Source organism: Plantactinospora sp. WMMB334, from assembly GCF_049179095.1.
GTDB lineage: Bacteria > Actinomycetota > Actinomycetes > Mycobacteriales > Micromonosporaceae > Plantactinospora.
Window position 1 is genome coordinate 459,937 of sequence record NZ_JBMHME010000002.1, and the last position, 23,593, is coordinate 483,529.

The following is a 23,593-nucleotide window of genomic DNA, read 5'->3' on the forward strand; positions in this document are numbered from 1 at the left end:
TGTCCGGTCGGCGTCACCGCCATGTCCGGTCGGCGTTACCGCCATGATCGGTCAGCGTTCGGCCTCGCCGTCCGGTTCGGGAATGGCCTTCAGCGCGGGCCAGAGTTCGCCGCGACCGGCCACGCCGAGCTTGTTGTAGACCCGCTGGAGGTGGTTTTCCACCGTCCGGGTGGAGATGTAGAGCTGCTCCGCGATGTTCCGGCTGGCCAGGCCCCGGGCAGCCAGCCTGGCGATCTGCCGTTCCCGCTCGGTCAGCGCCGGTTGGCGCACCGACAGGGCCGGCGTACGCAGCACGTCGCAGCGCCGCAGCAGCGCGGCGAGCCGCAGGTTCGCGTCGTGCGACCGGTTCGACCGGGCCGCCCGCAGCCGGAGCACCGCCCGGCTGGTCGCCTCTGCGGCGAAGACGTTGAGGTCGAGTTCGGCGAAACTCTCCGCGACGGCGAGCAGTTGGTCGCCGGAGTGCGCGTACTCGGCACGGGCGTGCCGGGCCAGCAGCGCCGGCAGCGGACCGTCCACGGTCTCGCCCAGCTCGGTGAGCCGCTGCGCCACCGTTCGTCGCCGGCCGGTGACGGTCGGCTCGCCGATCTCGATGTCGGCCCGGCCGAGCCGGACGAGGTCGTGCAGGGCCAGTACCTCGTGCCCGGCGAAGCCGTCCGCCTGCAGCCGGTCCACCAGGTCGCGGAGGGTGGCGACGGCGGTGGCATGGTCGCCGGTGGCGGCCTGCACGGTGGCCCGGGCCTGTTCGAGCCAGGGATACAGCACCGCCATCACGGCGCTCTGCGCGCGGTCCGACTCGGCCATCGCCCCGGCCGCGGAGTCGATGTCGCCGCGCATCGCCGCCGCCTGGGCCCGCTCCGCGTGTGCCAGCCCGGCGAAGACCCGACTGGTGGCGAGGACCGCGCAGGCGCCGAGGCTGGTCCGCAGCGCCTCGCCGGTCTGGCCGCGCAGCCGGGCCGCCTGGGCACGCAGGATCGAGAGGTAGCCGGAGCCGAGCCGGAAGTCGCCCGCGTCGGCCAGGTCGGCGAACTCGGCGGCGACGATGGCGTCGATGCCGGCCAGGTCGCCGGCGAGCGTCAACCGGGTGCCCCGGGCCAGTTCGAGGGCGAGTTGCAGGTAGGGCATCTCGCCGCGCCACTGTGCGGCCTCGGCCGCGACCCCCTCGACGGCCCGGCCGCTGAGCGCCAGCTCGCCCCGGGCGGCCTGGAGGTGCGCGATGGTGCACCGGGCCAGGCTGCGCGCGGCCACCGTGGCGGCCGGCCGGTCCAGCACCGAGCGGCTCAGCCGCAGCGCCTCGGCACACTCCAGCCGGTGCAGTCGCATGATCGCCTCGAAGGCGACCACCCGCGCCCGGTCGGCGGGATCGGCCAGCCGTTCCGCGTCCGCCGCGATCTCGGCCACCGTGGACTCGCGGTTGAGGCCCCAGTACGACACCATGCCGCGTACGGTGAGCCATCGGCTGCGCCGCTCGTCGGAGGTGATCTGGTCGGCGACCGAGTCCAGCACCTGGATCGCCTCCTCGGCCTGGTCACCGAACATCAACAGGGTGGCCAGCAACTCGGCGGCCTGGTAGCCGCCACCGGTCTCCAGCGCGGCCCGGGCCAGCCGGCCGGCGAGCGGCACGTCGAACTGGCTGAACGCCTGCGCGCCCGCGCGGAGCAGCAGGGCAGGATCCTGTGCGGTCCCCGAGTCGAGCCGCCACACGGCGACCCGGAGCAGGTCGTCGCGGCGCCGGGTGCCGGCCTGCTCGACCAGGTCGGCGAGGTGGGCGTTGAGCCGGCGGGCGCGGGTGACCGGGCATCGCCGCCGGACAACCTCGCCGTAGAGCGGGTGGCCGAGCCGGACGTCCGAGCGGCGGTCATGGGTGACGACCTGGATCAGGCCGCGTTCCTCGGCGGTTTCCACGCTGGAGCTGTCGGTCGCCCGGTGCAGCAGGGTCAGCCCGATCGGCTCGCCCATCGCGACCAGTTCGACCACCGCGCGTACGCCCGGGTCGAGTTGGCCGATCCGGGTGTCGATCAGGTCGTCCAGGGTGGGCGAAAGGTGACTGCGCCCGGTCCACCGCCAGACACCGTAGGTCCGGTTCAGTTCCCGGCTGGCGTGCGCGGCGATGACCAGCTCCCGGAGCATCAGCGCGTTTCCGGCGGAGAGCCGGTGCAGCCGCTCCGCCGACGGCGCGTCGATCGGATCGCCCAGCATGGCGGTGAGCAGGTCGTTGCTGTCCCGCACGGTCAACGGGGCCAGCTCGGCATGGTCGACCAGGTCGTCCGTCCACAGCGCGCGGATCGGTAGCGGCACCGGCTCGCCGCTGCGCAGCGTGCCGAGCACGGTGGCGTTGTCGGAGCGGGCGATCAGGTAGACCAGGGCGGCCGAGGAGGGGTCGAGCAGGTGGGCGTCGTCGATGCCGATCACGATCCGCCGGCCCGCCGCCTGCTGGTGCAGCGCGTCGACGGCCCAGCGCATGATCCCGGGCGGGGCGAGGCCGACCGGCTGGTCGGCCGGAAGCACCTGGGCGAGCCCGCCGAACGGAATGCCGGCGGTCGCGATGTTGGCGGAGGCGGACCAGACGGCGCAGCCGAGCGCGGGCAACTCCGCCAGGGCCTCGCAGAGCAGTCGGCTCTTCCCGACTCCGGCCGTGCCGCTGAAGAAGATGCCGCGGCTCCCCGGACCGGTGGCGGCACTCAGCAACCGGTTGAGTTCATCCGTTCGGCCAACGAAGCTCCACCGCCCCATCGGGGCAGCATATAGACCGTTTGCCGACCGCGCGCGCCTGGTGACTGAATGAATTTGAGTAGCTGGCCGAGCATCCATGAGTATCGTCGATCCTCGTAGCGTGTGGATATCGACACGTAGCGTTCCCATATCCGGCGGGACCTCAGTGGAGTCGCACCGGTGAAGTCGTACCGGTCGAGCCGCCGCCAGCGGGTCCGGCCGGGGCGTTGCGGTCATCCGGGAGGTCCGGAGCGTTCCGGTCACACGGGAGGTACAGACGGCGATGGAGTTTCGCTCGCTGCCCGCCGTCGGGGCGTCCGGGCCGCCCGGCGACCGGACGACCCGACGCCGGGCGGGCGGGGAGCCGGCGCTGGTCGAGTCCACGCCCGACGAACCCCTCGCGGTCGTCACGGTGGGGCCCTCCGCCCGGGACCGCCGGGCCGTTCTCGCCGGGCTGCTCGGGGTCGCGGCGCCGTCCCTGCGGGTGCCGGACGGCAGCTTTCTGGTGATCGACTATGCGTCCACCCCCGGTGGCGCGGCCTACGTGCCCGGCCTTCGGTCCGGTCGGGAATTCCGGCCGGAGCCGGTCGGTGCCGGCCCCGCTCTGGCCCGCCCGCCACGGCGGGTCGAGCTGACCCTGCCCGATCCACTGCTGCGCCACTTCTGCCTGGTCGACGCGCCCGACACCGGGACCCTCGGCGTGGCCGGCGTGCGGGTGGTCCGGGACGCCGTGCGCCGAGGCGGCGCGCTGCTCTACGTGCTGCCCGACGACCAACCGGTGGCCGCCGCCGACCTGGACCTGCTGGCCGAGGTGGCGGACGAGGCCGCGATCTTCCTCGTCGGCACCCCGGGCACCGGCGGCTCGCCGGTCGGCCGTGCGCCCGCCGGGGGTGATCCGGCCGGGCCCGATCCCGCCGGGTGGGAGACGGACATCCTCCCGTCCGCCGTCGAGGATCTCGCTACCGCCTGTGGCGATCTCGCCTGCGCCTCCGGCGGCCTCGGCTGCACCCGCGGCGACCTCGGCTCGACCCGCGGCGATCTCGGCTGCGCCTGCGGCGATCTCGGCTGCGCCTGCGGCGATCTCGGCTCGACCTGCGGCGGCCTCGGCTGCGCCTGCGGCGAGGGCGGTGAGCCGTCGGTCGGCTGGGTCGAGGATCGCCGTGCCGCCCTGGTCGCCGCGGTGCCCGGCCTCGCCGGAGTGCGGTGGCTCGACCTGGATCCGGCCGCCGCCGACACCGCCTACCTGCGCCAGGCCATGAAGGACTGGGCCGGCACGGAGGGGCTGCGCCGGGCCAGCCTGAGCCCGCCGGTCGCGCCCGGTGCCACCCGGACGGTCCCGGTCGCCCCGGCCGCGCACGCCGCCGACTGGGCGGAGCGGTTGGACCGGCGCGCCCGGGGTCTCGCGCACCGGCTCCGCCGGGACATCGCGCTGGAGATGGCCAACATCCACCTGCGCTGCGTGCGCGAGGTGGTCAGCGGTGCCGGCGTGCCGAGCCTGCCGGCGCTGCTGGACCGGGAGGTGGAGGCGCTGTCGCTGGAGGTGGTCGCCGCCTGCGACGCCGGGGTCGACAAGATCCTCGTCGAGTCGCTCGGCCTGGTCCTCGGCAGCGCTCCGGACGAGGGCGTACGGCTGCGTGCCGCTGCCGCCGTCGGCTGGGGCCTCGCCGACGACCGGAGGGCCCGGGACTTCGACCGGGTGTTGCTGATCCGGGAGACCGGCGAGGTCGAGACGGTCTACGGGCTCGGCGCGGTCGGTGCGCTCGCCGGTTATCCGGGCGGCTCCGGCGGCAGCATCCTGCCCCCGCTCGGAGTGGGCCTCTCCGGCGGCTGTTACCAGTACTGGCGGAACCCGGCCTGGGCGGACCCGACCCGGGCCCGGTCCTGGTTGCGTCGGGCGCTGCGCGAGACCGAGGTGGAGCTGTGCCGCGAGGTGTCCCGGCGGTTCGAGGCGATCGCCTGCTCCCTGACGGGCGTGCTCGCCGACGCGATCCGGCACGGCCGGCTGCTCGCCTGATCACCGCCGGTTCGTATCCGGGCGGCGTTCCGGTTCCTCGCAACTCCTTCGTCGGTGGCACGATGGGGGGCATGGCGGCTCCACAGGTGGCACCGGTCGACGCGCCGGAGACCGACGACGTGCCGGTCGCCGACCGGGCATGGGTGACGATCGTCTGGGACGACCCGGTCAACCTGATGTCGTACGTCACCTGGGTGTTCCAGAAACTCTTCGGCTACAGCCACGAGAAGGCCGAGAAACTGATGCTCGACGTGCACCACAAGGGCAGGGCGGTGGTCTCCAGCGGCGCCCGGGAGCGGATGGAGCACGACGCGTCCCAACTGCACGCGTACGGGCTGTGGGCGACGGTGGACCGGGCGTGAGCACGTTCCGCAGGCAGGGCGAGCACTGCGTCGCCACCTTCGCCGCCGACGAGGTGCGGGTGCTCCGCAAGGTCGCCTCCGAGGTCGTCGGCCTGCTCACCGACGGTTTCGACCACGCCGATCCGGTCGTCGGGCGGCTCTTTCCCGACATCTATCCGGAGCGCCCGGGTGACTCCGCCGAGTTCCGCCAGTACACCGAGGGTGATCTGAAGACCGGCAAGATCGACCAGGCGGGTGCCGTACTCGCGGCACTTCCCCCGGCCAGCGGCGGCGAGGTACGCCTCGACGCGGAGGCCGCCGAGGCATGGCTGCGGGCCCTCAACGACGCGCGGCTGGCCATGGGCGTACGGCTGGACATCTCCGGCGACACCGACCTCGGCGACGAGCTGGACGAGGCGGTCATGCACGACCCGACCTCGACCCGGGTCTTCCAGCTCTCCATCTACGCCTACCTCGGCTACCTCCAGGAGTCCCTGCTCACCGCCCTCACCGACTGAGCGCCTCGGGTGAAAGGCGGGGGCCCTTCTTATCGTTTTTTGTATAAGAAGGGCCCCCGCCTTTCACCCCAGGGCGGCCAGCTCGGTGGGGTCGAGGTGGAGTTCGGTGGCGGCCACCGAGTCGCGGATCGTCTCCGGCCGGCTCGATCCGGGGATCGGGATCAGCCGGGGCGAGCGGGCCAGCATCCAGGCCAGGCAGACCCGCTGCGGGCTGACGCCCCGGGCGGCCGCGACCTCGGCGAAGGGTGCGAACCGGTTGCCCAGTTCGGCGGCGCGGGAGATCCCGCCCAGCGGGGCCCAGGGCAGGAAGGCCAGCCCCAGCTCGTCGCAGAGCGCCAGCTCCGGCTCGGAGCTGCGGAAGGCCGGCGAGTACTGATTCTGCACCGACACCAGACGGTCGCCGAGGATCTCCCGGGCCTGCCGGATCTGTTCAGGATTGGCGTTGGAGATCCCGGCCATCCGGACCTTTCCGGCGTCGACCAGGTCCCGGAGCGCGCCGATCGTGTCGGCGTACGGGACCCTCGGGTCGGGGCGATGGTGCTGGTAGAGCCCGATCGCCTCCACCCCGAGCCGCTTGCACGACGCCTCGCAGGCGCTCCGCAGGTAGTCGGGGGAGCTGTTCAGGGTCCAGCTTCCGTCGCCGGGCCGCAGGTGCCCGCCCTTGGTGGCGACCAGCACCCCGGAGGTGTCCCCGCCGTAGCTGGCGAGCGCCCGGGCGATCAGCGACTCGTTGTGTCCGACCTCGTCGGCGTGGATGTGATAGGCGTCGGCGGTGTCGATCAGGGTGACACCGGCGTCGAGCGCGGCGTGGATGGTCCGGATCGAGCGCTCCTCGTCCGGCCGCCCCTCGATCGACAACGGCATGCCGCCGAGACCGATCGCGCTCACCTCGGTCTCTCCGATGCGGCGTGAGATCATCGGACTTCTCCTCCCCTCGGGCATCCGGGCGGCGGCGCTTCCCGCCCCGGTCCCGGTTCGACCCGGTCCAGGGGCATCCGGAGCGTCCGAGCTGCCCGGGTGCCCCACAGAGATCTACTCTTCCCGCCCCGGGCCGGCGCCGCCAGTCGGGCGGGGCACGTGAGGTCGGCCACTCGGGCCGGCGGCGGTCGGCCGCAGCCGGTCGGCCGGAGAGGCGGTAGGCTGGGGCCTGTGCTGAGCATCGACCGGTCGATAGTCGAGGCGATCGTCGCGCACGCCCGCCGGGACCATCCCGACGAGGCGTGCGGCGTGGTCGCCGGTCCGGCCGGCGCCGACACTCCGACCCGGCACATCCCGATGGTGAACGCCGCGCGATCCATGACGTTCTACGAGTTCGACTCGATGGAGCAGTTGCGGGTCTGGCGGGAGATGGACGATCGCGACGAGGAGCCGGTGGTGATCTACCACTCGCACACCGCGACCGAGCCCTATCCCTCCCGCACCGACATCTCCTTCGCGGGAGAGCCCGGCGCACACTACCTGCTGGTCTCGACGCGTGATCCGGAGACGGAAGAGATCCGATCGTTCCGGATCGTGGATGGAGTGGTGACCGAGGAGCCGGTCCGGGTCGTCGACGCCACGGTGGACCCGAACGCCGTCCAGTCCTACATGTTCGGGCAGAGCCCGGCGACGGTCGACTACGAGTGTTCCGGCCGCTGACCTCCCCAGCTCAGCAGCCGCTTCGTAGTCAGTTCCCCACTCCGTCGTCTTCCAAGGAGCACAGCATCATGGCCATCGAGGTTCGCATCCCCACCATCCTGCGCAGCTACACCGGCGGCGCCAAGGTCGTCGAGGGGTCCGGCGACTCCCTCAACGACCTCCTGTCCGACCTGGACGGCAAGTACTCCGGCCTGCGGGGCCGGCTGGTCACCGAGCAGGGCACGCTGCACCGCTTCGTCAACGTCTACGTCAACGACGAGGACGTCCGATTCCTGGGCGCGCTCGACGCGAAGCTCTCGGACGGGGACACCGTCACCATCCTGCCGGCCGTCGCCGGCGGCGCGTTCGGCTTCGCGGCGGCAGCCGCGATCATCGGGCACGGTGCGGCGGCAGCCGGGGTCGGCGGGCACGGTGCGGCGGCAGCCGCGATCATCGGGCACAGCGCGGCGCCAGCCGGGGTCGGCGTGGCCGGCGCGGCCTCGGCCGCCCGCTGAGGAGGCCGCCATGGCGCGGTACGAGAGCCTGCTCGACGCGTGCGGCGGCACTCCGCTGGTGGGGTTGCCCCGCCTGTCGCCGACGGTGCCCCACGGGGCACCGCCGGTGCGGCTCTGGGCGAAGCTGGAGGACCGGAACCCGACCGGCAGCATCAAGGACCGCCCGGCCGTCTTCATGATCCGGGAGGCGGAGCGGGCTGGCCGGCTCCGTCCCGGCGACACCATCCTCGAACCGACAAGCGGCAACACCGGGATCTCCCTGGCCATGGTCGCGAAGCTCCGGGGCTACCGGCTGGTCTGCGTGATGCCGGAGAACGTCTCGGCGGAGCGGGTGCAACTGCTCCGGATGTACGGCGCCGAGATCATCTTTTCGCCGGCTGCCGGCGGCTCCAACCAGGCGGTGGCGACCGCCAAGCAGATCGCCGCCGAGCATCCCGACTGGGTGATGCTCTACCAGTACGGCAACCTGGGCAACGCGCAGGCGCACTACGAGACCACCGGGCCGGAGCTGCTGCACGACCTGCCGACGATCACGCACTTCGTCGCCGGGCTGGGCACCACCGGCACCCTGATGGGGACCGGACGCTACCTGCGGGAGAAGGTCGACGAGATCGAGATCGTCGCCGCCGAGCCCCGGTACGGCGAGCTGGTCTACGGGCTGCGCAACATCGACGAGGGCTACGTCCCGGAGCTGTACGACGCCAGCGTGCTGACCCGGCGGTTCTCGGTCGGCACCCGGGACGCGGTGCTGCGTACCCGGCAGATGGTCGAGGTGGAGGGGATCTTCGCCGGCTTCTCCACCGGGGCGATCCTGCACGCCGCCCTCGCCGTGGCGCACGAGGCGGTCAGGTCCGGCCGGCGGGCCGATGTCGCCTTCGTGGTCGCGGACGGCGGCTGGAAATACCTCTCGACCGGCGCCTACGGCGGCACCCTGGCCGACGCCGAGGACGCCCTGGAGGGTCAGCTCTGGGCGTGACCTGCCGGTCCGGGCCGCCGTGACCCAGGGTGGCCCGGGGCAGGCCGGACGGTATCCCGACATGCCCGCCGAAGGTGACGGAACGTAACGGTAGGGGCCGATTGCGGCGTCTGGGCTGTACCGGGCGAGGTCGCCCCAACCGGTTGTCACGTTGGCGACAACTGTTCCCAGATCTTTCTTGTGCCCAGGTGTCGCGGCGTAGGCTGCGCACCGTGACGGACCTACCGGCATTGATCGCTTCCGCATTGGTCGGCGGGCTGTCCGTGACCATCAGTAATGGCGGGGCGACCTGATGCGATTGACCATTCTCGGCTGCGCCGGGAGTTTTCCCGGGCCCGAATCGGCCTGTTCCGCCTATCTCGTCGAAGCCGACGGCTTCCGCCTGCTGCTCGACTTCGGCTCGGGCTCGCTCTCCGCCCTGCAGCGGTACGTCGGGCTCAAGGCGGTGGACGCGATCCTCCTGACCCACCTGCACGGCGACCACATTCTCGACGCGGTCCCATACATCGTGGTGCGCCGCTACGCACCTGACGGCCCCTATCCGCCGCTGCCGGTCTACGCCCCGAGCGGCGCCCCGGACCGGCTCGCCAGCGCCTACAGCCTGGACGAGGGCGTGATCGACGACGTCTACACGTTCTACGGCCTGCAACCCGGGACGTTTCCGATCGGGCCGTTCTCGGTGACCGTCGACCGGGTCAACCACCCGGTGGAGACCTACGGCGTACGGCTGGAGCACGGCGGCCGTTCGCTCTGCTACTCCTCGGACACCGCCCCCTGCGACTCGCTGCTCCGGCTGGCCCACCGCGCCGACCTCTTCCTCTGCGAGGCGAGCTACCTCGACGGGGTGGAGAACCCGCCCGACCTGCACCTGACCGGGCGCGAGGCGGGCGAGATCGCCACCAAGGCGGAGGTCGGGCGGCTGCTCCTCACCCACCTGGTCGCCGCCTGGGGCAGCGAGGCGGTGACCCACGAGGCCGCGCTCTCCGCCTTCGCCGGCACGGTGGAGATCGTCCGCCCCGGCGCCCGGTACGACCTGTAGCCCGGCGACCTGCCGCCGGGCCTCGGCGCCGGCACTCCCTTCCCGTCGGCAGTGGTCGGGGCACCCTCGGTCGGGGCGATCCGGCGAGCACATAGGCTGCGGGGATGGCGCGACCTGACGGGCGGCGGCCCGACCAACCTCGACCGGTGACCCTGACCCGACGCTGGAGCATCCATCCGGAGGGATCCGTGCTCGTCGAGTTCGGCGACACCCGGGTGCTCTGCACCGCGAGCGTCACCGAGGGGGTGCCGCGTTGGCGCAAGGGCTCCGGCCTCGGCTGGGTCACCGCGGAGTACTCGATGCTGCCCCGCTCCACCACCACCCGCTCCGACCGGGAGAGCGTCCGGGGAAAGATCGGCGGGCGTACCCACGAGATCTCCCGGCTGATCGGCCGCAGCCTGCGGGCCTGCATCGACCTGAAGGCGCTCGGCGAGAACTCGATCGTGCTGGACTGTGACGTGTTGCAGGCCGACGGCGGCACCCGGACCGCAGCCATCACCGGTGCCTACGTGGCGCTGCACGACGCGGTGAGCTGGCTGGCCGAGCGGAAGGCGCTGGCCGGGAAGCCGGCGACGGTGATGCACCGGTCGGTCGCGGCGGTGAGCGTCGGCGTGATCGACGGCGAACCGCGGCTCGACCTCAACTACCTCGAGGACGTGGCGGCCGAGGTCGACATGAACGTGGTCTGTACCGGCACCGGTGACTTCGTCGAGGTGCAGGGGACCGGCGAGGCGGGCGTCTTCGCCCGCGAGCAGCTCGACGCGCTGCTCGACCTCGGGGTGCTCGGCTGTGCCGAACTGACCGACGCCCAGCGGAAGGCGCTCGCCGGATGACCGAGGTGCTGCTCGCGACACGGAACACCAGGAAGCTCGCCGAACTCCAACGGATCCTCGACCACGCCCTCGGCGCGCAGCGGATCCGGCTGCTCGGGCTGGCCGACGTCGCGCAATACCAGGAGGTCCCGGAGACCGGGCTCACCTTCGCGGAGAACGCGCTGCTCAAGGCCCGCGAGGGCGTCAAGTGGACCAACCTGCCGACGATCGCCGACGACTCCGGGCTGGCCGTGGACGCCCTGAACGGAATGCCGGGGGTGTTCAGCGCCCGCTGGTCCGGCCGGCACGGCGACGACCGGGCCAACCTGGACCTGGTGCTGGCGCAGATCGGGGACGTACCGGACGAGCACCGGGGAGCGGCCTTCGTCTGTGCGGCGGCGCTGGTGCTGCCGGGCGGCAAGGAGCACCTGGTCGACGGCAGGCAGCCCGGACGGTTGCTGCGGGCGCCGCGCGGCGAGGGCGGCTTCGGGTACGACCCGATCTTCGTCGGCGACGGCCAGGACCGGACCAACGCCGAACTCCCGCCGGAGGAGAAGGACGCGGTCAGCCACCGGGGCAAGGCGCTGCGGGCCCTGGCCAAGGTGATGGCCAGGGCCCTGTAGTAAGCGCCGGTACGCCGCCTGGGTCATAGGACGCTATCCGGAGCCGGCCGCCGCGGTCTACCGGCAGACCCGACCACGACTCTCGGTCGACGGCACCGATTTCGACGACGGCGGGGCCGAGGAGGCGGCACCGGAGCGGGCGTTCCAGTTCTCCGGCGGGCGGCTCCTGCTCGCGGTCGTACCCCTGAATATCGCGTGCTTCTCTGCCTGCTGGCGCAGTTCCTCTGACGAGCCGCCGCGCGGTCAGAGCCGGATCTCCCGGCCGGGCCAGCGGGCTCGCAGCCACCGGTCGTGGCTGGCCACCACGATCGCGCCCGGACCGCTCCCCAGCGCCTCCTCCAGTTCGTCGGCGAGCCGGGGCGAGAGGTGGTTGGTCGGCTCGTCGAGCAGCAGCAGCTCCGGCGGGTCGGCGACGAGCAGCGCGAGGGCGAGCCGCCGCCGCTGGCCGACCGAGAGTTCGCCGACCGGCCGGGCCAGGTCGCGCGGGGCGAGCAGCCCGAGAGAGCGCAGCGGTACGGTCTCGGCCCGGGTGGCGCCGAGCACCTGCTGGTAGGTGTCCCGGACCGTACGGTCCGGACGGTCGAAGACGGTGTCCTGGGCCAGCAGCCCGACCGTCAGCCCGCTGCGCCGGTGCAGCTCGCCGCCGGCCGCCAGCCGCCCGGCCAGCACCGCGAGCAGGGTGGACTTGCCGGCACCGTTCGGCCCGGTGACCAGCAGCCGGTCCGTGGCCTGCAGGTCGAGGCGGTCGAGGCACAGCCGGCCGGGGACCCGGACGTCCCGCATCGACAGCAGGATCCCGTCCGGAGACCTGCTGGCCAGTCCGGTGGCCCGGAACCGCAGCGGCTCCGGCGGCTTGCGCACCTGGTCGCGTTCCAGTTCGTCGAGGCGGCGGGTGGCGTTGCGCACCCGCCGGGAGATCTGCTGCTGCACCCGGCCGGTGGTGTGCCCGTACCCCATCTTCTCGCTGTCCCGCCGCGCCCGGCCCGGCGCGACCTGGTGCGCGGTCACCGCGACCGAGTGCCGCAGCTCGGCGAGTTCCTCCTGCTCCTCGACGAAGCGGCGCTGCCAGCGTTCCCGTTCGGCACGCTTGTCCGCCTGGTAGTCGGTGTAGTTGCCGCCGTACCGGGCCGGGCCGTCGACCGACGGATCGAGGTCGATCAGGTCGGTGCAGACCGCGTCCAGGAACGCCCGGTCGTGGCTGGCCAGCACGACCACCCCGGGAAGGTCGCGGAGTTCTTCCTCCAGGAAGGTCGCGGCGTCGTCGTCGAGGTGGTTGGTGGGCTCGTCGAGCAGCAGTGCGGCCGGGCGCCGGACCAGCAGCGCCGCCAGCGCGAGCCGGCCCCGCTGCCCGCCGGAGAGCGAGCCGAGGGGCCGGTCGTGCGCCAGCTCCCCGAGGCCGAGCCCGGCGAGGACGATCCCGGCCCGCCGGTCGGCGTCCCAGGCCGCGTGCTGCTCGGCACGGTCGAGCCGGTCGCCGTACTCGGCGAGCAGGTCGGGATGGCCGGAGGTGTCCTGCGGGGTGTCGGCGAGCGCCTGGCTGAGCCGGTCGAGCTCGGCGAGATCCTCGCGGGCCTCCCGGAGTGCGTCGTCGAGCACGTCGGTGATCGTCGACATCGGCGCGAACGGCATCTCCTGGTGCAGGAAGCCGAGGTCGGGCGGCCGGACCACGCTGCCGCCGTCCGGCTCGTCGGCTCCGGCGAGCAACCGCAGCAGGGTCGACTTGCCGGCCCCGTTCTCGCCGATCAGGCCGATCCGCTGCCCGGGAGCGGCGGTGAGGGAGAGACCGTCGAGCACCCGGCGGTTACCGAGGGTGCGGACAAGATCGTGCGCGAGCAGAACTGACAGGGACATCTGACACCATCGATAGACGAATCGAGCCTTTCACCCGCCGGGCGGTGCCTCGGTCGCGGGCGCGGAATGGTGTCAGCGGCTCACATCGCGTTCAACATATCCGGCGGCTGGTCCAAGCTGCAACCGGATCCGGAACTTCGGGGCGGTCGCCGCGGTCAGGTCCCGCCAATCGTGGTGGTGTCGGGCCGGGTGGGCTGTTTCCGGAGGGTGAGCGCGTCGGCGACGACGATGCCGAGCAGCACCACCAGGACGCAGGCGGCGACGGCGAGCGGCGGCAGATGGACCATCAGCGGTGACATCGCGATCAGCACGCCGAGACCGACCAGCCAGGGCCGGACGACCCGGACGAGGACCTCGTAGCCGAGCAGGGTGCGGCCGATCAGGAAGAGCGCCGGACCGCCGATGATCACCATCACCCAGCCCCACGGCGTGTCGTCGACCGGGTTGCGGATCACCAGTTCGTCGCTGACCGTGGTGAGGACGACCCCGGCCACCATGACCAGATGGGCATGCCCGGCCCAGGTGGTCTCCCGGCCCGGGTCGGCGGAGCCGACGATGGCACTGCCGAGCTTCTCCCTCGTCCGGTTGAAGTAGATCCACCAGAGCAGCACGGTGGTGGCGAAGGAGACGAGGAACGCCATCCGCTCCCGGAGCCCGTCACCGGTGTTCAGGATCGTCCTGGCGGTGATCACCACCGTGTCGCCGAGGGCGATGATGATGAACTGGCGGTACCGCTCGGCCAGGTGTTCGCCGGTGGTGTTCCACTCCCAGTCCGGGGAGCGGCCGAGCTTCGGGGTGGGCCAACGCAGGACCGGCCCCAGATAGTCCACGCCCAGCGCGACCGTCCAGAGCACCACCCGTGCTCCGCCGGGGACCAGCGCGCCGGCGAGCCAGATCGTCCCGGAGAGGCCGAACCAGAAGATGCCGCGCAGCGGCCGGTTGTGCAGTCGGTGCCGGTGCAGGATCACCGCGAGGACGACGCTGCGGAAGAGGTGGATCCCGACGTAGGAGGAGGCGAAGAGCAGGGCCTGCCCGTCGAACGCCTCCGGCACCGCGGTCGACATCATCAGGCTGCCGAGCATCATCGCGATGACCAGCAACTGGACCGGGGATCGGCGGGAGTCCAGCGTGTCGGTCGCCAGGTTGGTGTAGGACCAGACCCACCAGGTCGCCAGCAGCAGCAGAAGCGTCTGGTACGCGCCGAGCGGATGCAGGTTCGTGACCAGCGCCTCGCCCAGGCGGGCCAGGATGAAGACGAAGGCGAGATCGTAGAAGAGCTCCACGGCGGTGGCCCGCTGTGGCTGCCCGGGATCGCGGATCAGCGCCGAGAACCTGCCCGTCGTCATCCGCAGCCCGATCCTCCGCTCCACCGACGAGGCGGACGACCAGTGGCTTGACCTGCGGGTACGGCCGCCAGCCGCTGCCGAAGCAGTCGTACCACGCCGGCGGCACACCGATCCGGGATTTGCCGGTTGCCGACCGTGGCGGGGCGTCTCCGTCCCCGCCCCGCCAACCGCAGAGGTGACTAGCCCAGCGGGCCGATCTCGGCCTCGATCGCGGCGCGCAGCTCCGGCCCGGCGACCACCGCCCGGGCCGCCTCGATCACCGGGGCGAGGAAGATGTCCGGCCCCGGATCGCCGGCCACCTCCGTCAGCGCGGCCAGCGCCGCCCGTCCGGCCGGGGAGGGGGTGAGCGGGGCCCGCAACTGCAACCCGCGTACGCCGGCCAGCAGCTCCACCGCGAGCAGGCTGGTCAGGTTCTCCAGCACCGTACGCAGCTTCCGGGTGGCCGCCCAGCCCATCGAGACGTGGTCCTCCTGCATCCCGCTGGTCGGCAGCGAGTCGACCGAGGCGGGTGCGGCCAGCCGCCGGTTCTCCGCGACGATGCCGGCGGCGGTGTACTGGGCGATCATCAGCCCGGAGTTGACCCCGGCGTCGGGGGAGAGGAACGCCGGCAGCTCCCGGGAGCGGGTGACGTCGAGCAGCCGGTCCACCCGGCGCTCGGCGATCGCCCCGACCTCGGCGGCGGCGATCGCCAGGAAGTCGGCGGCGAAGCCGAGCGGCGCGCCGTGGAAGTTGCCGGTCGACTCGACCCGGCCGTCCGGCAGCACCACCGGGTTGTCCACCACCGAGCGCAGCTCCCGGGCGGCGACCTCGTCGACGAAGCCGAGGGTGTCCCGGGCCGCCCCGGCGACCTGCGGCGCGCAGCGCATCGAGTACGCGTCCTGCACCGCGTGCGACAGGTCGTCCCGATGCGAGTCCATGATGGACGACCGCTGCAACAGCCGGTGGATGTTGGCCGCCGAGACCGCCTGCCCCGGATGCGGGCGGATCGCGTGCAACTCGGGCAGGAACGGCCGCTCCGAGCCGAGCATCGCCTCGATCGCCAGCGCCGCCGTCACGTCCGCCATCGTGCAGAGGTGGCGGGCGTCGGCGATCGCCAGCAGCAGCATCCCGAGCATCCCGTCGGTGCCGTTGACCAGCGCCAGCCCCTCCTTGGCGGCGAGGGTGACCGGGCGCAGCCCGGCGTCCCGCAGCGCCGCCCCGGCCTCCCGCCGACCGCCGTCCGGGCCGAGCACCCAGCCCTCGCCGAGCAGCACCAGCGCGCAGTGTGCCAGCGGGGCGAGGTCGCCGGAGGCGCCGAGCGAGCCGTGTTCCGGCACCCACGGGGTGATGTCGGCGTCGAGCAGGTCGGCCAGGGCACGGGCCAGCTCGGGGCGTACCCCGGAGTGGCCCAGCGCCAGCGAGCGGATCCGCAGCAGCATCATCGCCCGGACCACCTCGCGGGGCATCGGCGCGCCGACCCCGGCGGCGTGCGAGCGGATCAGCGCGTGCTGCAACTCGGCCCGCCGCTCCGGTGAGACGAAGGTGGTGGCCAGCGCGCCGAAGCCGGTCGAGACGCCGTAGACCGGGCGGCCGGTCTGCTCGATCCGGTCCACGATCGCCCGGCTGGCCGCCATGGCGTCCACCGTGGACGGATCGAGGGCGACGGTGGCGGTGCCACGGGCGACCGCCAGCACGTCGGCCGGGGAGATCCCGGTCGGGGTGACGGTGACGACGGGACGGGTCACGGTAGACATTGCGGTACTCCGTTGTGCAGGACCTCGCGGACCAGTGGAACCCCCGGCCGGTAGGCCAGGTGCAGATACGACGGGGCGTCGAGGAGGACCAGGTCGGCCGGCACCCCCGGCCGGAGCACCCCGGCGTCGTCGCGGCGCAGCGCCCGGGCGCCACCGGCGGTCGCCGCCCAGACCGCCTCCGCCGGGGTCATCCCCATCTCCCGGACCGCCAGCGCGACGCAGAACGGCATCGACGAGGTGTACGACGACCCGGGGTTGCAGTCGGTGGCCAGCGCCACCGTCACCCGGGCGTCCAGCAGCCGCCGGGCGTCCGGGTACGGCGACCGGGTGGAGAACTCCGCCCCGGGCAGCAGCGTCGCCACCGTCTCCGACATGGCGAGCGCCTCGACGTCCAGATCGGACAGATGCGTGCAGTGGTCGACGCTGGCCGCGCCGAGCTCGACCCCGAGCTGCACCCCCGGCCCCGGTCCGAGCTGGTTGGCGTGCACCCGCACGCCGAGCCCGGCGGCCTGCCCGACGGTGAGGATCGCCCGGGCGTGGTCGGCGTCGAAGGCGCCCCGCTCGCAGAAGACGTCGATCCACCTCGCGTACGGCAGCGCGGCCCGGAGCATCGGCCCGCAGACCAGCCCCACGTAGTCGTCGGGGCGGTCGGCATACTCCGCCGGCACGACGTGGGCGCCGAGGAACGTCGTCTCGGCGGTGAACTCGGCGGCGATCCGCAGCGCGCGGGCCTCGTCGGCGACGCTGAGCCCGTACCCACTCTTGATCTCGATCGTGGTGCTGCCCTGCCGTAGCGCCTCGGTGCGCAGCCGCCCGACGGTGTCGCGGAGCCGGTCGTCGTCGGCGGCCCGGGTGGCGGCGACGGTGGTCCGGATCCCGCCGCCGGTGTACGGCTCGCCGGCCATCCGGGCGGCGAACTCCGCCGCCCGGTCACCGGCGAAGACCAGGTGCGAGTGGCTGTCCACGAAACCGGGCAGCACCGCCGCGCCCCCGGCGTCGATCCGCCGGTCGGCGGCGGGCGCATAGCGCGCCGGCCCGATCCAGGCGACCTCGCCCTCCTCGACCAGCAGCGCCGCCCTGCGGCGGATGCCGAGCGGACCGCCCTCGCCGATCCCGGCGACGTTCGTCACCAGCTCGCCGATGTTGTCGATCAGCAGGTTCATCGCGCCATCCTCACGCCGCCGTCCTCATGTCGTCACCGCCCGGATCGCCGCCGTCCTCATGTCGTCACCGCCCGGATCGCCGCCGTCAGCTCGGCCGGTACGTCGAGCGTGCCGTGCCGGCCGTCCCGGACCACCTCCCGGCCGTCGACGAGCACGTCGGTGACGTCCGCCGCCCCGGCCGCGAAGAAGAGCCCGGCCGGCGGCACCCCGGCGGTGCGGGCACTGTCCAGCCGGACCGTGACCAGGTCGGCCCGCGCCCCCGGCGCCAGCCGTCCGGCGTCCGGCCAGCCCAGCGCCGCGTGCCCGGCGGCGGTCGCGGCGCGCAGCAGCTCCGCCGGGGCGAAGTGGCCCCGGGCCAGCGTCGCCAGCCGGGCGTCGAGCTCCATCGCCCGCGCCTCCTCGAAGAGGTCGACCACGGCGTGGCTGTCGCTGCCGAGGCTGACCGGGCTGCCCCCATCGGCCAGCTCCCGGGCCGGGCCGATCCCGTCGGCCAGATCCCGCTCGGTGGTCGGGCAGAGGCAGACCCCGGTGCCGCTGCCGCCGAGCAGCTTCCGGTCGGCGCCGGTCAGATGGGTGGCGTGCACCGCCGTCGTGCCCGGCCCGAGCGCGCCCGCGCCGGCCAGCAGCCCGGCCGGGGTCGTGCCGTGGTACGCCAGACAGGCATCGTTCTCCGCCGGCTGCTCGGAGAGGTGCACGTGCAGCGGGGCACCCCGGCGGGCGGCCCAGCCGGCCACCTCGGCGAGCTGGTCGGCCGGGACCGCCCGCACCGAGTGGATCGCCGCACCGACCCGGGCGTGCGGGCCGGCCGGGACGAAGGCGGCGGCCCGCTCGGCCCAGCGCACGGCGTCACCGTCACCGAACCGCAGTTGCGGCCCGGTCAGCGGCTCGCCGGCCACGCTGGCGGTGAGGTAGCAGGTGTCCAGCAGGGTCAGCCGGATCCCGGCCTGGACGGCGGCCTCCACCAGCGCCGCCGACATGGCGTTCGGGTCGGCGTACCGCACCCCGCCGGGGCCGTGGTGCAGGTAGTGGAACTCGCCGACGCAGGTGATCCCGGCGAGCGCCATCTCGGCGTACGCCGCCCGGGCGAGTGCGAGATAGCTCTCCGGGTCGAGTCGGGCGGCGACGGCGTACATCGTCCGCCGCCAGTCCCAGAAGTCGCCCCGGCCGCCCTGGCCGCGCCCGCGCAGCGCCCGGTGGAAGGCGTGCGAGTGGACGTTGGCCAGCCCCGGCAGGGTCAGCCCGGGCAGCCGTCGCGCGTCCGGCGGCGCCGCCACCCCGGGCGTGACCGCCGTGAACCGGAGGCCGGTCAGCTCGATCAGCACATCGGCGTCCGGCTCGGGACGGTCGGGCAGCCAGGCGTACTCGGCGTGGTAACGGGTCCGCACCCGGCCCGGCCGGTCGAGAACGCTCGTGCTCGGGTCGGGGGCGGTCCGGCTCGGGTCGGGGGTGCTCATCCGGCGGCGGCCAGTTCGGTGAGGAGGTCGGCCAGCCGGCGTACGCCCTCGGCGCAGTCGTCGTCCGACGCCGACTCGGCGGGCGAGTGCGACACCCCGGTCGGGTTCCGCACGAAGAGCATCGCGGTCGGCACGTGCGCGGCCAGGATCCCGGCGTCGTGCCCGGCGGCGGTCGGCAGCACCGGCACCCCGTCGGCGAGCACCCGGCGGAACGCCGTGACGAGTCCGCCGTCGAACTCGACGGGCGGGCTCAGCGACTCGCGGGTGAGGTCGAGGGTCGTACCGTCCCGGGCGGCCCGGTCGACGGCCCTGGTGCGGACCGCCTCGACCAGCGCCTCCAGGGTGGCGTCGTCGGCGGCCCGGGCGTCGAGCCAGCCGCGGACCCGGGCCGGGATCGCGTTCGTGGCGTTCGGCTCCACCTCGACCCGGCCGATCGTGGCGTGCGCGCCGCGCAGCCGGGCCTCCTTGTTCGCGGCCAGCACGGTGAAGGCGTAGGTCAGCATCGGGTCGCGGCGGTCGGCCATCCGGGTGGTGCCGGCGTGGTTCGCCTCGCCCGCGAAGTCCAGCCGCCAGCGGCCGTGCGGCCAGATCCCGCTGGCGATCCCGACCGGCGCACCCAGGTCGGCCAGGGCCCGCCCCTGCTCGATGTGCAGCTCGACGAAGACGCCGATCCGGTCCAGCAGCTCGGGCCGGGCTCCGGCGGGCCGGCCGCCCATCGCCTCGGCCAGTGCGGTGCCGTCCCGGTCGACGAGCCCCGCCGCCCGGTCCGGGTCGAGCGCGCCGCTGAGCAGCCGGGACCCCAGGCACGGTACGCCGAACCGCGAGCCCTCCTCCTCGGCGAACGCCACCACCCCGACCGGCCGGCGGAACTCCCGGCCGCTCTCGCGCAGCGCCCGCACCGCCAGCAGGGCGCTGACGATGCCGAGCGGGCCGTCGTAGCCGCCGCCGTACGGCACCGAGTCGAAGTGGCTGCCGAGCAGCACGGCGTCGCCCCGCTCCGGCGGCGGCCCGTACCAGGCGAAGAGGTTGCCGTTGCCGTCCGCCTCGACGGTGTGCGCCCCGTCGGCCGCCGCCACGCCCCGGAACCAGCCCTCCAACTCCCGCACCGCCTCGCCGAAGCCGTACCGCAGGTAACCGCCACTACCCGCGTCCCGCCCCACCCCCACGATCTCCGCCCAGAGCCGGGTGAAAGGAGGGGGCCCTTCTACAACAGAATCCGATAACACGGGGCCCTTCCTCACGCTTCGGCCATCGGGACGCGGAGGGCGTTGCGGGCGGCGGTCCCGGTGGCCTCCGGGTAGCCGGCGTCGATGTGCCGGAGTACGCCGGTCGCCGGGTCGTTGGCCAGGACGCGTTCGAGTTTCTGGCGGGCCAGCGGGGTGCCGTCGGCGACGCTTACCTGCCCGGCGTGGATGGAGCGGCCGATGCCGACCCCACCGCCGTGGTGGATACTCACCCAGGAGGCCCCGCTGGCGGTGTTGACCAGGGCGTTGAGCAGCGGCCAGTCGGCGATCGCGTCGGAGCCGTCGGCCATCGCCTCGGTCTCCCGGTAGGGGGAGGCGACCGAGCCGGCGTCGAGATGGTCCCGCCCGATGACGATCGGGGCGCGCAGGTCGCCGCTGGCCACCATGTCGTTGAAGCGGACGCCGGCCCGGTCCCGCTCGCCGTGGCCGAGCCAGCAGATCCGGGCCGGCAGGCCCTGGAAGGCGACCCGTTCACCGGCGAGCCGGATCCACCGGGCCAGCGACTCGTTCTCGGGGAAGAGGTCGAGGACGGCCCGGTCGGTGGCGGCGATGTCGGCCGGGTCACCGCTGAGCGCCGCCCAGCGGAACGGCCCCCTGCCCTGGCTGAACAGCGGCCGGATGTACGCCGGTACGAAGCCGGGGAAGGCGAACGCCCGGTCGTACCCGCCGAGCTGCGCCTCGCCCCGGATCGAGTTGCCGTAGTCGAAGACCTCGGCGCCGCCGTCCTGGAAGCCGACCATCGCGGCGACGTGCTTCGCCATCGCGGCCCGGGCCCGTTCGGTGTACTCGGCCGGCTTGCTCCGGGCCAGTTCCGCCGCGTCGGCCAGCTCCACGCCGTCCGGTACGTAGGAGAGCGGGTCGTGCGCGCTGGTCTGGTCGGTGACGATGTCGATCTCGACGCCGCGGCGGAGCAGTTCCGGGAAGACGGTGGCGGCGTTGCCGACCACGCCGACCGAGAGCGGCCGGCGGCCCCGCTTCGCCGCGAGGACCTGGTCGAGGGCGGCGTCCAGGGAGTCGGCGACGGTGTCGAGATAGCGGGTACGCACCCGGCGGGCCAGCCGCTCCGGATCGACGTCGACGATCAGGCAGGCGCCGCCGTTCATCGTCACCGCGAGCGGCTGTGCCCCGCCCATCCCGCCGCAGCCGGCGGTCAGCGTCAGCGTGCCGGCGAGCGAGCCGTCCCCCGTGCCGTCCCCGTCGGCGTTGCCGGCGGTTCGTCCCCGGGCGAGCTTGGCGGCGACGGCGGCGAAGGTCTCGTAGGTGCCCTGGAGGATGCCCTGGGTGCCGATGTAGATCCAGGATCCGGCGGTCATCTGGCCGTACATGGTCAGGCCGAGCTGTTCGAGGCGGCGGAACTCCGGCCAGGTGGCCCAGTCCCCGACCAGGTTGGAGTTGGCGATCAGCACCCGGGGCGCCCACTCGTGGGTCCGCAGCACCCCGACCGGCCGGCCCGACTGCACCAGCATGGTCTCGTCGTCGGCGAGGGTCCGGAGCGTCCGGACCAGCGCGTGGTACGACGGCCAGTCCCGGGCCGCCCGTCCGGTCCCGCCGTAGACGACCAGGTCGTCGGGGCGCTCCGCCACCTCCGGGTCGAGGTTGTTCATCAGCATCCGCAGCGCCGCCTCCTGGGGCCACCCGGCGGCGGTCCGGGTACTGCCACGGGCGGCGCGGATCGGCTCGGGCATGGGGCGACTCCTCCTGCGACGGAACGGTGCGACGGCGGTGTGTGCTGTGCTGCGGATCGGGTGCGACGGCGGTGTGTGTTGTTGTCAGGGGCGTCGGTTCGCGCCGTGGCGGTCACACGACGAACAACTGGCGGCGGGCGGCGGACTGCTCGAACTCCTCCAGCCGGCGCTGCGCGTCGGCGGGCGCGGCGTCGCAGATCGCCTGGAGCAGCACCATCGACAGTGCCATCGGTGCGGCGTGCAGGTCGAAGACGAGCTGTGCGCCGACCGCGGCCGGCAGGACGATGTCGGCGTACTCGGCGGCCGGGCTGACCGCCGAGTCGGTGATCACCACGACCGACATTCCGGCCTCCCGGGCGTCCCGGAGCGCGTCCAGGGACTCCCGGGGGTACCGGGGCAGCACGATGCCGAGCAGCGCGCTCGCGCCGGCCGCCCGGGCCTGCTCCAACCGGTCGGTCAGCAGCGTCCCGCCGGAGTCGAGGACCCGCACGTCCGGATGCACCTTCGCCGCGAAGTACGCGAAGTATCCGGCGAGCGGGGCGGCGGCCCGCAGCCCGAGGACGACCAGCGGCCGGCTGCCGGCCAGCATCGTCCCGGCGGCGGTCACCCCGTCCCGGTCGGCGAGTTGCGCGGCGAGCCGGTCCAGGTTGTCGGCCTCGGCGCGGATCGCCCGCTGCATCTCGTTGCCGGCCGGGGCGGCCAGATCGGGGCGGCCGTAGCCGGAGGCGGCGATCTCCCGCAGTCGGCGGCGCAGCGCCGGATAGCCGTCGTAGCCGAGTGCCATGGCGAACCGGGTCACCGAGGGCTGGCTGACCTTGGCGAGTTCGGCGACCTCGGCCGCGGAGAGGTAGGCGGCGGAGGCGGCGTGCTGGACCAGGCTGTGCGCGATCCGTCGCTGGGTCGGCGTCAGCCGGATGCCCTGGAAGAGGTCGAGCACGCGGTCCGTCGACGGTGCCGCGATGACAGCGCTGTCATTCACAACAAGACTGTATGCATAAAACATTTCAGAGGGCAATGGGACACCACGAACGGGGTGCAGCTTTCCCTGACCACGGTCGGCCGCGAGCGCCGGGGATCGACAGGTGGCCGCTGTGGCATCGTGAACGACATGCGGCTGGTCTCGCTCCACACGTACCCGGTCAAGGGCTGTTACCGGCGCGACCTCGACGAGGCCCGGGTCGAGCCGTGGGGCCTAACCGGCGACCGGCGCTGGATGATCGTGGACGAGGACGGGATCGGCGTCACCCAGCGCCAGGCGACCGGCCTGGTCGCCATCCGGCCGGAGCTCCGCCCGGGCGGGCTGCTGCTGCGCGCCGCCGGCCGGCCGGAGCTCGCGGTGGCCGATCCGGTCGACGGCGACCCGGTCGCCGTACGGGTGCTGTCGAACCTGCCTCCGGCCCCGGGCCGGCTGACGGATCCGGCGGCGGACGACTGGCTCTCCCGACTGCTCGACCGCAAGGTCCGGCTGGTCTGGCTCGGCGACCCGACCGCGCGCCCGATCCCGGACAGCCACCTCGCGGACCCGGCCGACCGGGTGAGCTTCGCCGACGGCTACCCCCTGCTGCTGACCAACCGCGCCTCCCTGGACGCGCTCAACGCCTCGCTGCTCGAGTCGGGCAACGTCGAGGCGCCGCTGCCGATGACCCGGTTCCGGCCGAACGTGGTGGTCGGGGGAGCGGTGGCCTGGGCCGAGGACGACTGGACCGGCCGCCGGCTCCGGATCGGCCCGGTGACGTTCCGGGTGGCGAAGCCCTGCGGCCGCTGCCTGGTCACCACCACGGACCAGGAGACCGGGGTACGCGGCCACGAGCCCCTGCGCACCCTGGCGAGGTACCGGCGGATCAACCGGCAACTCGTCTTCGGCCAGAACCTCGTGCCGGTGCCGGCACCCGGTTCGTCCGGTCCGGTCGGCACGCTGACCGTGGGTGACCCGGTGGAACTGCTGCCCTGATC

Annotated in this window: 19 protein-coding genes and 1 pseudogene; 10 read left to right on the top strand and 10 right to left on the bottom strand. The window is 73.5% G+C overall.

All coding sequences use genetic code 11. The features are described from left to right. Window positions 1-51: 51 nt before the first annotated feature. Window positions 52-2,730, bottom strand: a complete 2,679-nt coding sequence (locus ACN27G_RS01965; protein ID WP_421491062.1) for a LuxR C-terminal-related transcriptional regulator — start codon at window positions 2,728-2,730, stop codon at window positions 52-54. A 262-nt stretch (window positions 2,731-2,992) separates the two neighbouring features. On the opposite strand from ACN27G_RS01965, the gene ACN27G_RS01970 reads away from it, so the two are divergent. From ACN27G_RS01970 to ACN27G_RS01980, 3 genes are all read left to right on the top strand, one after another. After that, window positions 2,993-4,723 carry a hypothetical protein gene (locus ACN27G_RS01970; RefSeq protein WP_421491063.1) on the top strand — a complete coding sequence of 577 codons (1,731 nt, stop codon included), beginning with the start codon at window positions 2,993-2,995 and terminating at the stop codon, window positions 4,721-4,723. Between the two features lie 71 nt (window positions 4,724-4,794). After that, window positions 4,795-5,085 (top strand): ATP-dependent Clp protease adapter ClpS, encoded by a 291-nt coding sequence (gene clpS / locus ACN27G_RS01975; RefSeq protein ID WP_421491064.1) that lies wholly within the window; start codon window positions 4,795-4,797, stop codon window positions 5,083-5,085. Continuing rightward, entirely contained in the window at window positions 5,061-5,582 is a 522-nt protein-coding gene (locus tag ACN27G_RS01980; RefSeq protein ID WP_421491065.1) for a DUF2017 domain-containing protein, read from the top strand. The genes clpS and ACN27G_RS01980 overlap by 25 nt, the downstream gene beginning before the upstream one ends. A 63-nt stretch (window positions 5,583-5,645) precedes the next feature. Here the strand turns inward: ACN27G_RS01980 and ACN27G_RS01985 are convergent, their stop codons facing one another. After that, on the bottom strand, window positions 5,646-6,500 hold the full coding sequence (locus ACN27G_RS01985; RefSeq protein WP_421491066.1) for an aldo/keto reductase: 855 nt from the start codon (window positions 6,498-6,500) through the stop codon (window positions 5,646-5,648). A gap of 231 nt (window positions 6,501-6,731) precedes the next feature. On the opposite strand from ACN27G_RS01985, the gene ACN27G_RS01990 reads away from it, so the two are divergent. The 6 genes and pseudogenes from ACN27G_RS01990 to rdgB all read left to right on the top strand — a co-directional run bounded on the left by ACN27G_RS01990 (window position 6,732) and on the right by rdgB (window position 11,164). After that, the gene (locus ACN27G_RS01990) at window positions 6,732-7,220 is read left to right on the top strand and encodes a Mov34/MPN/PAD-1 family protein (protein WP_421491067.1); all 489 of its coding nucleotides are present in this window, start codon (window positions 6,732-6,734) and stop codon (window positions 7,218-7,220) included. A 68-nt stretch (window positions 7,221-7,288) separates the two neighbouring features. Beyond that, window positions 7,289-7,597, top strand: a pseudogene (locus tag ACN27G_RS01995) (MoaD family protein); the annotation flags it as partial. A 127-nt stretch (window positions 7,598-7,724) separates the two neighbouring features. Next, window positions 7,725-8,690, top strand: coding sequence for a PLP-dependent cysteine synthase family protein (locus tag ACN27G_RS02000; RefSeq protein ID WP_421491068.1), 966 nt, complete (start codon window positions 7,725-7,727; stop codon window positions 8,688-8,690). Between the two features lie 292 nt (window positions 8,691-8,982). Beyond that, on the top strand, window positions 8,983-9,729 hold the full coding sequence (locus tag ACN27G_RS02005) for an MBL fold metallo-hydrolase (protein ID WP_421491069.1): 747 nt from the start codon (window positions 8,983-8,985) through the stop codon (window positions 9,727-9,729). A gap of 104 nt (window positions 9,730-9,833) precedes the next feature. After that, a complete protein-coding gene (gene rph / locus ACN27G_RS02010; RefSeq protein ID WP_421491070.1) occupies window positions 9,834-10,562 on the top strand; it encodes a ribonuclease PH in 729 nt (242 codons plus the stop codon). Further along, complete coding sequence (gene rdgB / locus ACN27G_RS02015; protein ID WP_421491071.1) at window positions 10,559-11,164, top strand: RdgB/HAM1 family non-canonical purine NTP pyrophosphatase; 606 nt, start codon at window positions 10,559-10,561, stop codon at window positions 11,162-11,164. Before rph ends, rdgB begins: the two co-directional genes overlap by 4 nt. A gap of 243 nt (window positions 11,165-11,407) precedes the next feature. On the opposite strand, the gene ACN27G_RS02020 is transcribed toward rdgB, so the two are convergent. The 8 genes from ACN27G_RS02020 to ACN27G_RS02055 form a co-directional block, all read right to left on the bottom strand. After that, entirely contained in the window at window positions 11,408-13,015 is a 1,608-nt protein-coding gene (locus ACN27G_RS02020) for an ABC-F family ATP-binding cassette domain-containing protein (RefSeq protein ID WP_421491072.1), read from the bottom strand. 155 nt (window positions 13,016-13,170) lie between these two features. Further along, window positions 13,171-14,361 (bottom strand): low temperature requirement protein A, encoded by a 1,191-nt coding sequence (locus ACN27G_RS02025; protein ID WP_421491073.1) that lies wholly within the window; start codon window positions 14,359-14,361, stop codon window positions 13,171-13,173. Window positions 14,362-14,540: 179 nt separating this feature from the next. Beyond that, complete coding sequence (gene hutH, locus ACN27G_RS02030; RefSeq protein WP_421491074.1) at window positions 14,541-16,094, bottom strand: histidine ammonia-lyase; 1,554 nt, start codon at window positions 16,092-16,094, stop codon at window positions 14,541-14,543. Next, window positions 16,082-17,257 (bottom strand): imidazolonepropionase, encoded by a 1,176-nt coding sequence (gene hutI / locus ACN27G_RS02035; RefSeq protein ID WP_421491075.1) that lies wholly within the window; start codon window positions 17,255-17,257, stop codon window positions 16,082-16,084. Before hutI ends, hutH begins: the two co-directional genes overlap by 13 nt. 56 nt (window positions 17,258-17,313) lie before the next feature. Further along, window positions 17,314-18,711 carry a formimidoylglutamate deiminase gene (locus ACN27G_RS02040; RefSeq protein WP_421491076.1) on the bottom strand — a complete coding sequence of 466 codons (1,398 nt, stop codon included), beginning with the start codon at window positions 18,709-18,711 and terminating at the stop codon, window positions 17,314-17,316. Continuing rightward, window positions 18,708-19,937: an allantoate amidohydrolase gene (locus tag ACN27G_RS02045; RefSeq protein ID WP_421491077.1), complete on the bottom strand. Its 1,230-nt coding sequence runs from the start codon at window positions 19,935-19,937 to the stop codon at window positions 18,708-18,710. The genes ACN27G_RS02040 and ACN27G_RS02045 overlap by 4 nt, the downstream gene beginning before the upstream one ends. Window positions 19,938-19,948: 11 nt before the next feature. Next, window positions 19,949-21,640 (bottom strand): urocanate hydratase, encoded by a 1,692-nt coding sequence (gene hutU / locus ACN27G_RS02050; RefSeq protein WP_421491078.1) that lies wholly within the window; start codon window positions 21,638-21,640, stop codon window positions 19,949-19,951. A gap of 112 nt (window positions 21,641-21,752) precedes the next feature. After that, window positions 21,753-22,619, bottom strand: a complete 867-nt coding sequence (locus tag ACN27G_RS02055; RefSeq protein WP_421491079.1) for a MurR/RpiR family transcriptional regulator — start codon at window positions 22,617-22,619, stop codon at window positions 21,753-21,755. 129 nt (window positions 22,620-22,748) lie between these two features. Here ACN27G_RS02055 and ACN27G_RS02060 point away from each other — a divergent pair, with 129 nt between their 5' ends. Beyond that, a complete protein-coding gene (locus tag ACN27G_RS02060; protein ID WP_421491080.1) occupies window positions 22,749-23,591 on the top strand; it encodes an MOSC domain-containing protein in 843 nt (280 codons plus the stop codon). Window positions 23,592-23,593: the final 2 nt, after the last annotated feature.

Coding starts and splice junctions, on each gene's coding strand:
- ACN27G_RS02025 (WP_421491073.1), bottom strand. CDS start 14,361: ATGACGACGGGCAGGTTCTCGGCGCTGATCCGCGATCCCGGGCAGCCA.
- ACN27G_RS02000 (WP_421491068.1), top strand. CDS start 7,725: ATGGCGCGGTACGAGAGCCTGCTCGACGCGTGCGGCGGCACTCCGCTG.
- clpS (WP_421491064.1), top strand. CDS start 4,795: ATGGCGGCTCCACAGGTGGCACCGGTCGACGCGCCGGAGACCGACGAC.
- ACN27G_RS01970 (WP_421491063.1), top strand. CDS start 2,993: ATGGAGTTTCGCTCGCTGCCCGCCGTCGGGGCGTCCGGGCCGCCCGGC.
- rph (WP_421491070.1), top strand. CDS start 9,834: ATGGCGCGACCTGACGGGCGGCGGCCCGACCAACCTCGACCGGTGACC.
- hutI (WP_421491075.1), bottom strand. CDS start 17,257: ATGAACCTGCTGATCGACAACATCGGCGAGCTGGTGACGAACGTCGCC.
- ACN27G_RS01965 (WP_421491062.1), bottom strand. CDS start 2,730: ATGGGGCGGTGGAGCTTCGTTGGCCGAACGGATGAACTCAACCGGTTG.
- ACN27G_RS01985 (WP_421491066.1), bottom strand. CDS start 6,500: ATGATCTCACGCCGCATCGGAGAGACCGAGGTGAGCGCGATCGGTCTC.
- hutH (WP_421491074.1), bottom strand. CDS start 16,094: ATGTCTACCGTGACCCGTCCCGTCGTCACCGTCACCCCGACCGGGATC.
- ACN27G_RS02005 (WP_421491069.1), top strand. CDS start 8,983: ATGCGATTGACCATTCTCGGCTGCGCCGGGAGTTTTCCCGGGCCCGAA.
- hutU (WP_421491078.1), bottom strand. CDS start 21,640: ATGCCCGAGCCGATCCGCGCCGCCCGTGGCAGTACCCGGACCGCCGCC.
- rdgB (WP_421491071.1), top strand. CDS start 10,559: ATGACCGAGGTGCTGCTCGCGACACGGAACACCAGGAAGCTCGCCGAA.
- ACN27G_RS02060 (WP_421491080.1), top strand. CDS start 22,749: ATGCGGCTGGTCTCGCTCCACACGTACCCGGTCAAGGGCTGTTACCGG.
- ACN27G_RS02040 (WP_421491076.1), bottom strand. CDS start 18,711: ATGAGCACCCCCGACCCGAGCCGGACCGCCCCCGACCCGAGCACGAGC.
- ACN27G_RS02020 (WP_421491072.1), bottom strand. CDS start 13,015: ATGTCCCTGTCAGTTCTGCTCGCGCACGATCTTGTCCGCACCCTCGGT.